Here is a 14,025-nt window from a genome sequence, read left to right as displayed (position 1 = left end):
AGTTTGGAGTGATATAAAAAATGGCTGAACGTATGAAATGGATCGAGGTCATTATGCCGCAGCTGGCAGAATCGCTGGTCTCGGCTACCATTGGAAAATGGTTAAAAAAACCGGGTGACCGGGTTGAACAATACGAGCCAATCTGTGAAGTAATCACCGATAAGGTCAATGCAGAGATTCCATCGACAGTTGATGGAATCATGGGTGACCTTCTGGTGGAAGAAGGTACGACGATTGCTGTTGGCGAAGCCATCTGCCGTATGCAGGTAGCAGCTGCGGATGATGAACAAGTGGCAGAGCAAGTGACACAAGTATCCCAGCAGAACAATGCACAGCAAGGATCAGTGACTCCAGTAGGTCATGATCCCAATCAGCCTATGCGTAATCGCTACTCTCCTGCGGTACAGTCACTTGCAGCAGAGCATGGTCTCAACTTGCAGGCTATTCAAGGCACAGGAGCAGGCGGACGCATCACACGCAAGGACGTGCTTGCTGTTATCGCTCAAGGAGGCCAAACAGGTATACCAGCACAACCTTCCTCTGCAGTTAGTCCATCTGCTTCACCGTTTAGCCGTTTGAACAAAAGCGGTGCAGAAACGGGAATCTCTGCAAGAGAAGCGGTTTCTGCGCCCGATGCTGGCGTTCCCGTGAGACATTCAGGGATTCATTTGACGGAATCTCCGAAAATTCCGCAGATTGAAGTAGAAGGTGGCGGCCAGGGAAGATCGGAATATTTTATCGATGTTACTCCTGTGCGTAATGCCATTGCCCGGAACATGCGTCAAAGCGTATCGGAGATTCCTCACGCATGGACCATGATCGAAGTGGATGTTACCAACCTGGTCATGCTGCGCAATAAGCTCAAGGATGAGTTCAAGCGTAAAGAAGGCATTAATCTGACGTACCTCTCCTTCATGATGAAGGGTGTTGTAAATGCAATTAAGGATTACCCGATCATGAACTCGGTTTGGGCTGTCGATAAAATTATCGTTAAACGGGATATAAACTTGTCCATGGCGGTAGGTACGGAAGACTCTGTACTGACACCGGTGATCAAGCATGCGGATCAGCGTAATATCGCAGGTCTGGCCCGGGAAATCGATGATTTGGCACGCAAAACCCGTGAAGGTACCCTGAAGCTGGATCATATGCAAGGTGGTACGTTTACGGTCAATAATACCGGTTCGTTTGGTTCAATTCTTTCGCAACCGATTATTAACTATCCACAAGCGGCTATTCTCACGTTTGAGTCGATCGTGAAGAAGCCTGTAGTCATTAATGACATGATTGCCGTTCGTTCGATGGCCAACCTGTGTCTGTCTCTGGATCATCGGATTCTGGATGGCGTCATCTGCGGCCGATTTTTGCAGCGGGTCAAAGAAAACCTTGAAGGTTATAATATGGAAACAAAGGTGTATTAATGAAATAGAGTTGTCAAGGGAAAGTGTATGTGCCAAAGGCCGTGCACTTTTCCCGCTGTCTGCGGTTAAACGATCAAATATGGTTTGGACAATGAAGCGGAAGGGTGTGGGGAAATCATGAACAAGCCGCTGGATGTGACATACATACCGATGCTTGATTATGAACAGGCTTGGAACCGCCAAAAAGCAATTGTACAGCAGCTGGACGAAGGTGGAGGAATCGAGCAGATGCTTCTGCTGCAGCATCCTCCCACGTATACCATCGGATCTCAGAATCATCCGGAGCATCTGCTTCTCAGCAAGGAGGAGCTCGAGGCAAAGGGGATTACCTTGTTTCAAATTGATCGGGGCGGTGATATTACATATCATGGTCCAGGCCAGCTTGTTGGTTATCCGCTGCTCGTCCTCGGCCGTGATGAAGCTCTTGATTTACATGGGTATTTGCGCAATCTGGAGCAGGTCATCATTGATTACCTGGCAGATGAGGGTATTGAGGCAGGCCGGAAAGAGGCATACACCGGAGTATGGATCGGAGATATGAAGATCGCTGCCATCGGGGTAAAGTTCAACCGTTGTAAACATCGGCGAGGATTCGTGACGAGTCATGGTTTTGCTTTTAATATTACTTCAGGTATTCAGGATGAAGGATTTCAGGGGATTATCCCTTGTGGCATAGAGCAGTACGGCGTGACCTCTCTAGAGGACATCACCGGCAGAACCTACACCGTGGAGCAAGTTGCCCAGCAGATTGTCCCCTATTTCGGACGTATTTTTCCATATGAGATGACTTGGAGAGACGAAAAAGAAGCCGTTGTCCGTCTCTAGTTCAGACAGTCAAGGGCTTCAGATTCTATCCAAATAGTAGAGGTTCAAGAGCGATGAAAAGGGTAGACCCGATCATGGCAATCAGCATGAGATAGATCACGATTTTGAACCATTTCTTTTTTTGCATGAAGAGAGAACTCCTTTCAACAAATGAAAAATAAACAAGCATATTAATTGTATTGTACCGTATCCATGAGAGGGAGGAAAGTCCTATGATTAAACAGGAACGTGTCATACATCAGTTTATGGAACTGGTGCAGATCGACAGTGAAACGAAGAATGAACATAACATCTCCAACGTATTGAAGGAACAGTTTACCCAGCTGGGTCTCAGCATATATGAGGACGACACCATGGAGAAAACCGGGCATGGAGCAGGTAACCTTATTGTTACCTTGGAAGCGGATGGTGCACCGGAGGCAGCGCCGATCTTTTTTACCTGCCACATGGATACTGTAACTCCTGGCCAAGGAATTAAACCCGAGCTCGGGGAAGATGGTTGGATTCGCAGCGATGGCACAACGATCCTCGGAGCAGATGACAAGGCAGGCATTGCTGCCCTGCTTGAAGCGATTCGGGCGATCCAGGAGAACAAGGTTCCACACGGAAAAATTCAGTTCGTCATTACCGTTGGCGAAGAATCCGGTCTGGTCGGTGCGCGTGCGATGGATCCAAAAGATATTGATGCTGAATTTGGTTATGCACTTGATTCCAATGGTGCAGTGGGAACGATTTGTGTTGCTGCCCCGGCGAGAGCCGAGATTCAGATGAACATTTATGGGAAATCGGCACATGCAGGTGTGAACCCCGAAGACGGCATCAGTGCAATCCAAGTTGCGGCGAAGGCCATTGCAGCAATGACACTGGGACGGATTGATGATGAGACTACGGCCAACATTGGCAAGTTTCAGGGCGGATCTGCACTGAACGTTGTGTGTGATTTTGTACAGATTGAAGCGGAAGCACGCAGTATCTTGCAGGAAAAAGTGGAAAAGCAAATTGCTCAGATGCGTGAAGCTCTGGAAACAACCTGCCGCAAATACGGTGCCACAGCCGAATTCCGCAGCGAGATTTTGTATCCTGCCTTCGGGTTCCACGATGAGCATGAGGTTGTGCAGCTTGCGCAGCGTGCGATTCGCGGTCTGGGTCTGGAAACAAGTACTTTTGCTTCGGGTGGTGGCAGTGATGCCAACATCTTCAATGGCTTCAACATTCCGACCGTCAATCTGGCGGTAGGTTATGAGGATATCCATACGACGAAAGAGCGCATTCGTGCGGATGATATCGTTAAACTGTCCCAGGTTGTCGTAGCCATCATTCAGGAGACAGCTTCTGGCAGCAAGTAATCATATAGAGGTGTTTACTTGTAAGTAAGCACCTTTCTACGTAAAAGTCCGAAACCGGTTAGCATCGGATTCGGACTTTTTGCGAATTCATGTTATATTTCATGGGAGAAATGAAAGTAAACAAGGATTACTTTCGTCCCGCAATCAGTTCACTTAGTTTGGCATCAGGACCCCATTCACGCAGCCATTGCTTGAGTATAAGCTGGACTTGCCTTGCTTGTCCGACCACATGTACCGATTGAGATGTCACATAACTGTTCATTGGATCTCCCCCTGATTTTGGTTTATATTTCTCGAAAGGCTATAGGCTCACGATATGCCAAACAACGGGGGATTATACGTATTGTGAATATAAAATCTTAAAAATTGGAGTTGATCATATATGAATCCTACCAACCAAACGGGCTCTAACCACCCGTCTAATCCCAAGCTCGATGAAGTAACGGTCTCGACAAAGCCAATCTTCGAAGGGAAAGTCATTTCTCTTCAGGTCGATACGGTCAAGCTGCCTAATGGACAGACAGCTTCACGTGAGATTATCCGTCACCCCGGTGCGGTAGCTGTACTTGCCTTGAACGGGGATCGCATGCTGGTGGTTGATCAGTATCGTCAGGCGATGGGGCGTACCGAGGTGGAAATCCCTGCAGGCAAACTTGATCCGGGAGAAGAGCCAGAGGTTGCGGCCGCTCGTGAATTACGGGAAGAAACCGGCTATGCAGCCAAGTCGCTGCGTCATCTGCGTTCATTCTATACATCACCTGGTTTCGCAGACGAGATCATCCACTTGTACATTGCCGAGGAGCTCGAAGCCGGAGACATGGCACTGGATGAAGATGAATTTCTAGAAGTATCTGAAATCACGCTTGAGGAAGCGTATCAGCTTATGGATCAGAACCGGATCAGTGATGCCAAAACGATGATGGCTGTGTATGCATGGGATCTGTACAGAACGACAGGGCGGTTTTAATGATGGCAGATCAGCAGACAACGTCTAACACGTGGGATTCCTGTTACGCAGACCTGCATATCCACATTGGGCGTACGTCCCGCGGTGAAGCTGTTAAAATCAGTGGCAGCCGGGATCTGACCTTCGAGAATATTGCTCGTGAAGCGTCAGAGCGCAAGGGGATTCATCTGCTCGGCGTCATAGACTGCCATTCACCAGTGGTACAGATGGATATCGAGCAGCTGCTTGAGAATGGCACGATGTCCGAACTGAAGGATGGAGGCATTGCCTACCAGGACACCACGATTCTGCTCGGTACCGAAATCGAGCTGCGCGAACCGGAGATGCGGGAATATCACATGCTGGCCTACTTTCGTGATTTGACAACGATGAAGTCATTCACGGAGTGGATGCAGCGCTATATGAAAAATGTGAATCTCAGTTCACAACGGGTATATGTCTCATCCCTCGAAATGCAGGCCGAGATAAAAGCCCGAGGCGGACTCATCGTGCCTGCACATGTCTTTACACCTCACAAAGGCATCTATGGTAGCACGGCTCCGCGTATGGCTGATGTGCTGGATACAAGCCTGATTGATGCGGTGGAGCTAGGATTAAGCTCAGACTCATCCATGGCCAGCTACATTCAGGAGCTTGACCAGCTCCCTTTTCTAACCAATTCGGATGCACACTCCCTTGGTAAAATCGGACGTGAGTATAATGAGCTGCAGATTTCCCATCCTTCATTTGACGAATTCAGCATGGCACTGAAGGGTGAGGCAGGAAGAAATATTAAGGCCAATTACGGCTTGAACCCAAGGCTTGGCAAATACCACCGTACGTATTGCGCAGCCTGTGGCAGTATTATGAATGAACAAGCGATGTCAGCGGAACGCTGCCCCTATTGCGGCAGTACGAAGCTGGTGCAGGGTGTTCTGGATCGTATACTGGCTATAGCAGATCGGGAGAGCCCTAACGTTCCAGAATTCAGGCCACCATACTACTATCAGGTACCGCTTGAGTTTATTCCGGGACTGGGCAAGGCAAAGCTGCGTCAGCTTCTGGAACACTTTGGTACCGAAATGAATGTACTTCATCGGACAAGTGAAGAAGAGCTTGCGAGTGTTGTGGGACCCGTTCTGGCCAGTCTTATCGTTGCTGCTCGAAATGGTCGACTGGAGTTGTCATCCGGAGGCGGGGGAACCTATGGCAAGGTCTCTGGTAAAGAAACGGACTAAGACAGGCAGAAGGGAAGTATAGGGCGAGTATCGGGACAAGGAGTCATACCCACGTACTTCGGTTCATAGAATGACTGTGTGGATTTCTTAGAGATCCTGCAGCATGATAACCGGAAAGGGGACCCGTTCCAGTATGCGTTCTTCCTACTTCACGTTCAAAGGTCAAACCTCGTTATATGTATTTGTAGCTGTCTTGTTTCTGGTCGGTGTCATTTTCGGCGCCTTGATGGTTAATGCCCTGTCACTTGAACAGCGTCAGGATCTGGAGGGTTATCTGGGCAATTTTTTCATGACAGTCCAGCACAGCGGGCAGATTGTCGAGTCCGGAACCTATTGGGATATAGCGTTACTACATTTGAAATGGGTTGGCCTCATCTGGGTACTGGGCTTATCCGTCATCGGATTGCCGGGTATATTGGTTTTGGATTTTCTAAAAGGAGTGCTGATCGGATTTACCGTTGGATATCTTGTCGGACAGTATTCCTGGAAAGGGCTGCTATTTGCCCTGGTATCCGTCGCGCCGCATAATTTGTTCGTCATTCCGGTATTGCTGATCTGCAGTGTGTCGGCCATGACCTTTTCCTTATATATCATTCGGAATCGTGTACTCATGCAGCGGACACCGGGTGGACAAAGGCCATTTGCCTCTTATGTGCTGCTGACGCTGGTTATGGCTGGTCTGCTGTTAGGCGTCGCGTCTTTTGAAACTTGGGTAACACCTGCGATGATGCGCTGGGTAACGCCAATGCTGCTCCCGGCGTAGCGCCGTAACGGACAGTGTAAAATGTTGACTTTAATTACGCACTCCCCCTATAATGAAAGAAGTGGGTTAAGTTGCAGTGTGCAGTGATTTCCTAGGGGGAGGGAGAAAATGGAAGCACGGATCGATAAAATTAAGCAGCAACTACAGTCCCAAGGCTATAAATTAACGCCCCAGCGGGAAGCCACCGTAAGAGTACTTCTTGAGAATGAAGAAGATCATCTGAGTGCGGAAGACGTATTCATGCTCGTTAAAGAAAAAGCTCCCGAAATCGGTCTGGCAACCGTGTACCGTACCCTCGAACTGCTGAGTGAGCTGCATGTTGTAGAGAAAATCAACTTCGGCGACGGTGTAGCGCGTTATGATCTGCGCGGAGATACATCCAAGCATCACCATCATCACTTAATTTGCGTTCAATGCGGAAGTATGGATGAAATACGTGAAGACTGGCTTGGACCGCTTGAAGAGCGTCTGGAGCGGGAATTTAACTTTTCGGTAGTAGATCACCGACTGGATTTTCATGGGATTTGTTATCGTTGCAAAGCTAAAAATGACCAGAAGCCCAAAGATGAAGAATAACATAGCATATCTTCAAGCTCTCACCGGCGGTTTTGACGGGAGAGCTTTTTTGGTCCAGTACATCATGTGAGGTTATCTCTGATGTCATCTCAAATGTCATATTCCTGTGTTTGTCGTCATACCCTGATTCTAGATGAATTGGATTCAAACCAGGAGGGGGACAACCCATGATTATTTCACTGCGCCAAGGGCTTCGTTTTATACGATTTATTATAGTTTTTGCAGGGTTGGTTTATCTGTTCTATCATGTTCTGGATTTGTTCAACGGCTGGATCTCACCTGTGGATCAGTATCAAATGCCAACAGGAAATGCAGTTAAAGTCTTTCAGGAGACGGATTGGCCAGGCAATGGAGAAGCACGTCTTACGCTGGCGGAGAGACTCCGTTTGTTTTATTGGTATGGGGAGTAGTCCGGACAGCCAGGGATGCAAATACGGAAGCAGGTTGCCAGTTCGGCAATGCTGTCAGATGAGGAGCGTTGTACATGAGACAGACGATACACCCCTATGCCTTATACTTGGAAGAAGATAAAGGGATGTCAAGCAGTACGCTGGAGTCGTATCTTCGGGACGTGGACAAGTTCATCGAATTTGCAGATAAGGAATACGGTATTCGTGAGGCAGGGCAGGTGCGTCGTACTCATGTTATCTTGTTTATCGGCAAACTGAAGCAGGCGGGGCGTGCCAATGCGACCATTGCTCGCAGCGTGGTATCCTTGCGTTCCTATTTTCATTTTTTGATGCGCCGTGGCGAGATTCTGCAGGACCCAACGTTTGATGTCGAGGCTCCGAAAGCGGACAAAACGCCGCCACAGGTATTAACGGTGGATGAAATTGAACTCCTTCTGGCCTCGCCCGATACTCGCTCTGCCCAAGGGGTTCGTGATCGTGCCATGCTCGAGCTTTTGTATGCTACCGGTATTCGGGTCTCGGAGTTGATCGCACTGGATATACGGGATGTTCAACCTGGCATGCGGTTTATTCGCTGCGGAGGTGCAGGCAAAGAACGGATTCTGCCGATTGGTGCACCTGCAGCACATTGGGCAAGTGTGTATGTTAACGATTTTCGTAACCACCTGCTCAAAACAGACTCGGACGAGCAGGCCCTGTTCGTCAACGTGTCCGGAAGACGTTTAACCCGCCAGGGCTTCTGGAAGCTGCTCAAAAAAGCGGCGGTGGATGCAGGGATTTCGGAAGAGATTACACCGCACACGCTGCGCCATTCCTTTGCAGCCCACCTGATTGCAAACGGGGCGGATACTCGTGCAGTGCAGGACATGCTGGGCCATGTGGAGCAGGCAGGACAACAATATGGGAATCATGGCCGCAAAACGATGAAGGAGATCTATGAAACGCATCATCCGCGAGCAAAATAATGAGCTTTAATGCTAAAAGTTCAATAATAGATGCGGAACATATAGCTGATTTAGGATAAAATAAACTGTACACATTTAAACGCCGTTATACATAAGCGAGTGCATCGGTCAGGAGAGGAATATACCTGAACGATGCGGCTAGCTGACATAGACGGAAGTTTCAACTCAAGGGGGAACATTTGAAATGACAGCATTAAATCAACAAATGATTCAGGAAGCTGCTTCTTACATTCAAAGCAAAAGCTCCATCAAGCCGGAAGTCGGTTTGATTTTGGGTTCCGGTCTTGGCATTCTGGCCGATCTTATTGAAGATGGGGTAAGTATTGCCTATCAGGATATTCCTCACTTCCCGGTCTCCACTGTAGAAGGGCATGAAGGGGAATTGCTGGTCGGCACCATTAAAGGCCGTCCGGTTGTAATGATGAAAGGCCGCTTCCACATGTACGAAGGATATGGCCCCGAGCTTACAGCGTTTCCTGTACGTGTCATGAAAGAACTGGGTGTATCTTCACTGCTCGTAACCAACGCGGCTGGCGGTGTAAACACTTCGTACGAGCCAGGCGATCTGATGCTGATCTCGGATCACTTGAATATGACGGGCAAAAATCCGTTGATCGGGCCTAATGACCCGGCAATGGGCGTGCGCTTCCCTGACCTGTCTGAAGCCTACAGCCGCCGTCTGCGCGCGCTGGCGAAAGATACAGCGGCTTCACAAGGCTTTAACGTGCGTGAAGGCGTATACGCAGGCTTGCTGGGTCCTAACTATGAGACACCTGCTGAGATCGTGATGCTGCGTACGCTGGGTGCAGACGCGGTGGGTATGTCTACGGTATCCGAGGTTATCGTGGCACGTCATGCTGGTCTGGAAGTGCTCGGCATTTCCTGCATCAGTAATATGGCAGCCGGAATTCTTGATCAGCCGTTATCCCATGATGAGGTCATGGAAACGACCGAGCGTGTTCGTGAATCGTTCCTTGCGCTTGTTCTGGCCGTAATTCCGCAAATGTAAATCGTAAGCTAAAGTAAGACAACCTATGGTGGTCCTTGGGATCATTCAAGAGGTTGTCTTTTTTTATTTTTTTACAAAAAAGTGAAATTCAGAAAATAAAGAAAGGGTAACATGGAAATGTTCTGCCTATGGAAAAATCATTCAGTAGAGTTATAACGATCTATATGTCATGTGAGGAGGTTTGATATGAATATTGACCGTGTCATCGGAGTCATACATATTGGAGTGCTGTTACTGCTTTTCTTTGTTAAAACGAATATTGCATTTTTGGCTGCCAGTCTCATTATCGTTTTGATCATGGTGTATCAAACCTATACCTCTCCGACAAAGTGGAACATCCGTATATCTGTCGTATTAACTTCGTTTCTTATCTTCTGGAATATCTATTCATGGGATTTTGGGGGATGATTCCCTCTTTACATTATCGTGGGTAATTACGTGTTCTCTCTTCAATTAGAGGGCACGTTTTTTTGTGCATTAGGTTGAGATTAGAAAAAGTTCGGGAAATCATTCATGGGATGGAATAATTTACTGTAAACGCGCCGACAATGATTAGCAGTACATGCATGGAGCATGCAGTAAGCAAGTCATTTGAGGAGGTTAACCCTAGTGAAGAAACGAATAATGGCATCGTTCATGACCCTATGTATTTTGCTACCCCTTATGGCAACAACAGTGCTGGCTGAAGAAGCACCCAAAACGGCAGGGGGGACAGATCTTGCCCCGTCCGCTCGTTCTGCCATTTTGATGGATGCCGATACGGGAACGGTTATTTTTGAGAAAAACAGTCATGATCAGCTGCCTCCGGCGAGTATTACAAAGATTATGACCATGCTGCTGACGATCGAAGCCATTGATTCCGGCAAGCTGAAGCTGACGGATAAGGTGAGAACGAGTGAATATGCTGCATCCATGGGGGGTTCTCAGATTTTTCTCGAACCTGGCGAAGAGATGACTGTCGATGACATGTTGAAAGGAATCGCCATGGCTTCCGGTAATGATGCATCTGTTGCGATGGCAGAGAAAATTGCCGGATCAGAAGAAGCTTTTGTACAGCTGATGAATGAACGTGCCAAAGAGCTCGGCATGAAAGATACTCATTTTGCCAATTGTAACGGACTTCCAGTGGAGAATCATTATTCTTCCGCACATGACATTGCGCTGATGAGTCGTGAATTGCTGAAACATTCAGGTATTACGAAATACACGGGAGCATACCAGGACTACCTTCGTAAAGATACGGAAAAGCCCTTCTGGCTGGTGAATACCAATAAACTGGTCCGTTTCTACTCAGGCGCAGATGGTCTGAAAACGGGTTATACATCAGAAGCCAAATTCTGCTTGTCGGCTACCGCTATGAAGGACGGTCTGCGTACGGTTGCAGTAGTGCTGGGTGAACCGAATACGAAAACCCGAAATGCTGAAGTGTCTTCGATGTTCGATTATGCGTTCGGACAATACACGATGAAACCTTTGTACAAATCAGGGGATCAGCTCGGCAGTCTGAAAATTGAAAAAGGGGAAGTCGCTGAACTGCCGCTGACGGCTACGCAAAATTATAGTGTGTTGATGCGCAAAGGCGCCAAATCCGATGAGTTCCGCCATGAGCTGTTAATGGCAAAAGAAGTGAAAGCACCCATCAAGGCTGGTCAGAGCGTAGGTAAGCTTGTCGTATACCAAGGAAACGAGGTCATCAAGGAGTTCGATATCCAAGCCCCTCAGGATGTGAATAAGGCTGGCTGGTGGAAGCTGTTTAAACGAACAACATCGAACCTGTTTGATTAAATGCCGATTTGCGCGTTCTGCATACATTCCTTGAACGTATTTTGTAGTTAATTAGGGGTTTTCTTCTAGTTTTGTCGGGGGGCAGGAAAAGCCTTCGGAAACGTAGAAATCCTTGTTCAAGACTGGGAGGAGAGTGAGCAAACGTGAACTTGCATGTGGAAATGGAACATCACCGTGGGATTCTGATTGTGCGATTATCCGGGGAGCTGGATCACCATACAGCCGATATGGTTCGAATGCAAATGGATGAGGCCATCCAGCGGAGACAGTGTGAACATCTGGTGCTTAGCCTGAAAGATCTTCAATTCATGGACAGTTCGGGTCTGGGTGTCATTTTGGGCAGATACAAACTCATTAAAAATAAAGGCGGCAAGATGGTTGTATGTGATGTTAATCCGCCGGTCTATCGTTTGCTGGAAATGTCGGGTTTGTTCAAGATCATGCCGATTTACGAAAATGAGGGAACAGCTCTCTCGGGTCTGGAGGTCGTCTCATGAGTGAAGGTACGGGAACAAATTTCATGAATCTGCAATTTGCGGCCAAGTCGGAGAACGAATCGTTCGCAAGGGTGACTGTCGCGGCGTTCATTTCTCAGCTTGATCCAACAATGGACGAGCTTAGCGATCTGAAGACGGTTGTCTCGGAAGCGGTGACGAACAGTATCATCCATGGATATAACAACAATCCCGAGGGTGTCGTGTCCATTCAGGCGCAAATTCGCGAAGACATGATTACAATTATTGTGGAAGATCGCGGAGAAGGAATCGAAGACCTGGAACTGGCCAAACAGCCGCTATATACGTCCAAACCCGAACTTGAGCGGTCGGGCATGGGCTTCACCATTATGGAAAACTTCATGGATGAATTCGAAGTCAGCAGCGAGCCCGGCAGAGGCACCTCCATCAAGATGAAGAAGAGGATTGAATCCAAGAAAGCAATGTATAATTAGGGGTTGGTCTAATGGATGCTGAAGTGAAACAGTCTTCACAGACCTATTTGGACGATGCCGAGGTCAAACGGCTGATTGCGCTCAGTCAGTCGGGTGACCATGTCGCACGGGATACGCTGGTGAACTGCAACATCAGACTTGTCTGGTCGGTCGTTCAGCGCTTTATGAACAGGGGATATGAACCGGAGGATTTGTTCCAGATTGGTTGTATCGGCCTGCTCAAATCGGTGGACAAATTCGACCTTAGTTATGATGTGAAGTTCTCTACTTATGCGGTACCGATGATCATCGGAGAGATTCAACGTTTCCTGCGGGATGACGGAACCCTCAAGGTTAGTCGTTCCCTGAAGGAAATGGCGAATAAAGTCCGCAAAAAAAGGGACGAACTGTCCAAACACCTTGACCGTCTGCCAACGATCAAGGAAGTGGCTGAACAGCTGGGGGTGACACCGGAGGAGGTTGTTTTTGCCCAGGAAGCGAACAAACCGCCGACGTCTATTCATGAGACCGTGTTTGAGAACGACGGGGATCCGATTACATTGATGGACCAGATTGCCGACGAATCTCAGGAACGCTGGTTTGATAAGCTGGCGCTCAATGAAGCGATCGGCGGCCTTAGTGAGCGGGAACGACTGATCGTTTATCTACGGTATTACAGGGATCAGACGCAGTCGGAGGTTGCTACTAGGCTGGGGATTTCTCAGGTTCAGGTTTCACGGCTGGAGAAAAAGATACTTCAATCGATTCGCGATCAGATCGCGCAGTAGATGGTGGAGTACGGACTCCAACAAGGGTGCCGAATCGCCAATATACGACAACTAACAACCTTGCATCGCGCACCTAACGCGAGTGAGGTTGTTTGTCGTTCAACCGTTTAGATGATCCTGAGCGATTGAATTGCATGACTAGAATCAACCCGATAATACAGGCAGTACCCAGCCATTGATAGAAACCAAAGGGTTCATGGAGCCATACGACGGTTGTACCAACGGCAGCCAGAGGTTCAGCACTTCCAAGCAAGCTGGTCTCCTTGGGTGTAAGACTTTTTAAACTCGCAATGTAGAACCAAAAAGCGATCATTGTCCCAAAGATAATCGTAAATATCAAATACCCGTATGTTTCTGTCGAGATACTGGCAAAGTCCGCTTTCCATGGCGGGTGGATCAAACTAAGTCCCAGACCACCAATAATCATGGCCCAGCCCACGATAACAAGTGAATCGAATTTCTTAATCAGCTGTACAGCATAAAGTGTATAGAATGCAGCAGCTACACCGGACAATAACCCCCAGATCACCGCAAGCCAGGAGACAGATAACTGTGTAACCGAGCCATTCGTCAGCAGTAGAAAACAGCCAAGGAGTGCGAGGACGCCGCATGCAAGGTCCTTGCGCGTCAGTGCAGATTGCTTCCGCAGTGCGATATAAATCATAATCATGATGGGGGAAAGGTACTGAAGGAGAGTGGCAACCGCGGAGTTGCCATGTTTAATGGAAGCCATATACGTATACTGTACGGCGAGCATACCTGCTAATCCAAATAGGATCAGTTGTACAGCTGTCTTTTTATTTCTCCATACATCAATAATCTGTGATCTACCGTGTGTAAAAGATTGAATAACCAGAAGCAGAATACCCGCACTCAGCAATCGAACAGTTACATACCAATTGACTTCAATACCATCCAGTTGAAACAGTTTTTGCGATACGGTTCCTCCGATCCCCCAGCAGATGGCTCCTGTTAGAACAAGCAGAATACCCGAGAGCTTGGAACTTGCAGATGTTGTCACTCTT

At 48.1% G+C, this 14,025-nt stretch carries 18 protein-coding genes; 15 read left to right on the top strand and 3 right to left on the bottom strand.

Translation table 11 applies throughout. The features are described 5' to 3' along the window. Window positions 1-20: 20 nt before the first annotated feature. Window positions 21-1,421 carry a dihydrolipoamide acetyltransferase family protein gene (locus MHB82_RS20185; protein ID WP_341175687.1) on the top strand — a complete coding sequence of 467 codons (1,401 nt, stop codon included), beginning with the start codon at window positions 21-23 and terminating at the stop codon, window positions 1,419-1,421. Window positions 1,422-1,538: 117 nt separating this feature from the next. Beyond that, entirely contained in the window at window positions 1,539-2,246 is a 708-nt protein-coding gene (gene lipB, locus MHB82_RS20180; RefSeq protein WP_110759063.1) for a lipoyl(octanoyl) transferase LipB, read from the top strand. Window positions 2,247-2,271: 25 nt separating this feature from the next. Here the strand turns inward: lipB and prli42 are convergent, their stop codons facing one another. After that, window positions 2,272-2,373 (bottom strand): stressosome-associated protein Prli42, encoded by a 102-nt coding sequence (prli42, locus tag MHB82_RS20175; RefSeq protein WP_095290480.1) that lies wholly within the window; start codon window positions 2,371-2,373, stop codon window positions 2,272-2,274. 85 nt (window positions 2,374-2,458) lie between these two features. On the opposite strand from prli42, the gene MHB82_RS20170 reads away from it, so the two are divergent. Further along, on the top strand, window positions 2,459-3,592 hold the full coding sequence (locus tag MHB82_RS20170) for a M20/M25/M40 family metallo-hydrolase (protein WP_341175686.1): 1,134 nt from the start codon (window positions 2,459-2,461) through the stop codon (window positions 3,590-3,592). A 127-nt stretch (window positions 3,593-3,719) separates the two neighbouring features. Here the strand turns inward: MHB82_RS20170 and MHB82_RS20165 are convergent, their stop codons facing one another. Next, complete coding sequence (locus MHB82_RS20165) at window positions 3,720-3,854, bottom strand: Z-ring formation inhibitor MciZ (protein WP_095290484.1); 135 nt, start codon at window positions 3,852-3,854, stop codon at window positions 3,720-3,722. A 120-nt stretch (window positions 3,855-3,974) separates the two neighbouring features. Between MHB82_RS20165 and MHB82_RS20160 the strand changes: the two genes are divergently transcribed. The 12 genes from MHB82_RS20160 (at window position 3,975) to sigF (ending at window position 13,000) form a co-directional block, all read left to right on the top strand. Next, entirely contained in the window at window positions 3,975-4,559 is a 585-nt protein-coding gene (locus MHB82_RS20160) for an NUDIX hydrolase (protein WP_095359257.1), read from the top strand. Beyond that, window positions 4,559-5,776 carry an endonuclease Q family protein gene (locus MHB82_RS20155; protein ID WP_437126783.1) on the top strand — a complete coding sequence of 406 codons (1,218 nt, stop codon included), beginning with the start codon at window positions 4,559-4,561 and terminating at the stop codon, window positions 5,774-5,776. The genes MHB82_RS20160 and MHB82_RS20155 overlap by 1 nt, the downstream gene beginning before the upstream one ends. A gap of 133 nt (window positions 5,777-5,909) precedes the next feature. Further along, window positions 5,910-6,539 (top strand): stage II sporulation protein M, encoded by a 630-nt coding sequence (gene spoIIM, locus MHB82_RS20150; RefSeq protein ID WP_095359255.1) that lies wholly within the window; start codon window positions 5,910-5,912, stop codon window positions 6,537-6,539. A gap of 108 nt (window positions 6,540-6,647) precedes the next feature. Continuing rightward, complete coding sequence (gene fur / locus MHB82_RS20145) at window positions 6,648-7,115, top strand: ferric iron uptake transcriptional regulator (RefSeq protein ID WP_024630961.1); 468 nt, start codon at window positions 6,648-6,650, stop codon at window positions 7,113-7,115. 167 nt (window positions 7,116-7,282) lie between these two features. Continuing rightward, window positions 7,283-7,525 carry a DUF4227 family protein gene (locus MHB82_RS20140; protein WP_095290490.1) on the top strand — a complete coding sequence of 81 codons (243 nt, stop codon included), beginning with the start codon at window positions 7,283-7,285 and terminating at the stop codon, window positions 7,523-7,525. Window positions 7,526-7,599: 74 nt separating this feature from the next. Then, complete coding sequence (locus tag MHB82_RS20135; protein WP_095359254.1) at window positions 7,600-8,490, top strand: tyrosine recombinase; 891 nt, start codon at window positions 7,600-7,602, stop codon at window positions 8,488-8,490. A gap of 184 nt (window positions 8,491-8,674) precedes the next feature. After that, a complete protein-coding gene (locus tag MHB82_RS20130) occupies window positions 8,675-9,499 on the top strand; it encodes a purine-nucleoside phosphorylase (RefSeq protein ID WP_095359253.1) in 825 nt (274 codons plus the stop codon). A gap of 186 nt (window positions 9,500-9,685) precedes the next feature. Continuing rightward, entirely contained in the window at window positions 9,686-9,907 is a 222-nt protein-coding gene (locus MHB82_RS20125) for a hypothetical protein (protein ID WP_095359252.1), read from the top strand. A gap of 255 nt (window positions 9,908-10,162) precedes the next feature. Beyond that, entirely contained in the window at window positions 10,163-11,284 is a 1,122-nt protein-coding gene (locus tag MHB82_RS20120) for a D-alanyl-D-alanine carboxypeptidase family protein (RefSeq protein WP_341176671.1), read from the top strand. Window positions 11,285-11,427: 143 nt separating this feature from the next. Beyond that, window positions 11,428-11,781 carry an anti-sigma F factor antagonist gene (gene spoIIAA / locus MHB82_RS20115; protein ID WP_036663380.1) on the top strand — a complete coding sequence of 118 codons (354 nt, stop codon included), beginning with the start codon at window positions 11,428-11,430 and terminating at the stop codon, window positions 11,779-11,781. Further along, a complete protein-coding gene (gene spoIIAB / locus MHB82_RS20110; protein WP_095290499.1) occupies window positions 11,778-12,233 on the top strand; it encodes an anti-sigma F factor in 456 nt (151 codons plus the stop codon). The genes spoIIAA and spoIIAB overlap by 4 nt, the downstream gene beginning before the upstream one ends. A gap of 11 nt (window positions 12,234-12,244) precedes the next feature. After that, window positions 12,245-13,000 carry an RNA polymerase sporulation sigma factor SigF gene (gene sigF, locus MHB82_RS20105; RefSeq protein WP_095290500.1) on the top strand — a complete coding sequence of 252 codons (756 nt, stop codon included), beginning with the start codon at window positions 12,245-12,247 and terminating at the stop codon, window positions 12,998-13,000. A gap of 73 nt (window positions 13,001-13,073) precedes the next feature. On the opposite strand, the gene MHB82_RS20100 is transcribed toward sigF, so the two are convergent. Further along, window positions 13,074-14,021 (bottom strand): DMT family transporter, encoded by a 948-nt coding sequence (locus MHB82_RS20100; protein ID WP_095359250.1) that lies wholly within the window; start codon window positions 14,019-14,021, stop codon window positions 13,074-13,076. Between the last annotated feature and the right edge of the window lie 4 nt (window positions 14,022-14,025).

Origin of the sequence: Paenibacillus sp. FSL K6-2862, from assembly GCF_038005125.1 — a bacterium.
In the GTDB taxonomy this organism is placed as follows: domain Bacteria; phylum Bacillota; class Bacilli; order Paenibacillales; family Paenibacillaceae; genus Paenibacillus; species Paenibacillus illinoisensis_A.
Note: the sequence above shows the minus strand (reverse complement) of the source record. Positions and strands in the feature narration are given on the sequence as shown.

What these genes read in the sequence shown, in the direction of transcription:
- MHB82_RS20185 (WP_341175687.1), top strand. Translation starts at nt 21, where the DNA reads ATGGCTGAACGTATGAAATGGATCGAGGTCATTATGCCGCAGCTGGCA.
- lipB (WP_110759063.1), top strand. Translation starts at nt 1,539, where the DNA reads ATGAACAAGCCGCTGGATGTGACATACATACCGATGCTTGATTATGAA.
- prli42 (WP_095290480.1), bottom strand. Translation starts at nt 2,373, where the DNA reads ATGCAAAAAAAGAAATGGTTCAAAATCGTGATCTATCTCATGCTGATT.
- MHB82_RS20170 (WP_341175686.1), top strand. Translation starts at nt 2,459, where the DNA reads ATGATTAAACAGGAACGTGTCATACATCAGTTTATGGAACTGGTGCAG.
- MHB82_RS20165 (WP_095290484.1), bottom strand. Translation starts at nt 3,854, where the DNA reads ATGAACAGTTATGTGACATCTCAATCGGTACATGTGGTCGGACAAGCA.
- MHB82_RS20160 (WP_095359257.1), top strand. Translation starts at nt 3,975, where the DNA reads ATGAATCCTACCAACCAAACGGGCTCTAACCACCCGTCTAATCCCAAG.
- MHB82_RS20155 (WP_437126783.1), top strand. Translation starts at nt 4,559, where the DNA reads ATGATGGCAGATCAGCAGACAACGTCTAACACGTGGGATTCCTGTTAC.
- spoIIM (WP_095359255.1), top strand. Translation starts at nt 5,910, where the DNA reads ATGCGTTCTTCCTACTTCACGTTCAAAGGTCAAACCTCGTTATATGTA.
- fur (WP_024630961.1), top strand. Translation starts at nt 6,648, where the DNA reads ATGGAAGCACGGATCGATAAAATTAAGCAGCAACTACAGTCCCAAGGC.
- MHB82_RS20140 (WP_095290490.1), top strand. Translation starts at nt 7,283, where the DNA reads ATGATTATTTCACTGCGCCAAGGGCTTCGTTTTATACGATTTATTATA.
- MHB82_RS20135 (WP_095359254.1), top strand. Translation starts at nt 7,600, where the DNA reads ATGAGACAGACGATACACCCCTATGCCTTATACTTGGAAGAAGATAAA.
- MHB82_RS20130 (WP_095359253.1), top strand. Translation starts at nt 8,675, where the DNA reads ATGACAGCATTAAATCAACAAATGATTCAGGAAGCTGCTTCTTACATT.
- MHB82_RS20125 (WP_095359252.1), top strand. Translation starts at nt 9,686, where the DNA reads ATGAATATTGACCGTGTCATCGGAGTCATACATATTGGAGTGCTGTTA.
- MHB82_RS20120 (WP_341176671.1), top strand. Translation starts at nt 10,163, where the DNA reads ATGGCAACAACAGTGCTGGCTGAAGAAGCACCCAAAACGGCAGGGGGG.
- spoIIAB (WP_095290499.1), top strand. Translation starts at nt 11,778, where the DNA reads ATGAGTGAAGGTACGGGAACAAATTTCATGAATCTGCAATTTGCGGCC.
- sigF (WP_095290500.1), top strand. Translation starts at nt 12,245, where the DNA reads ATGGATGCTGAAGTGAAACAGTCTTCACAGACCTATTTGGACGATGCC.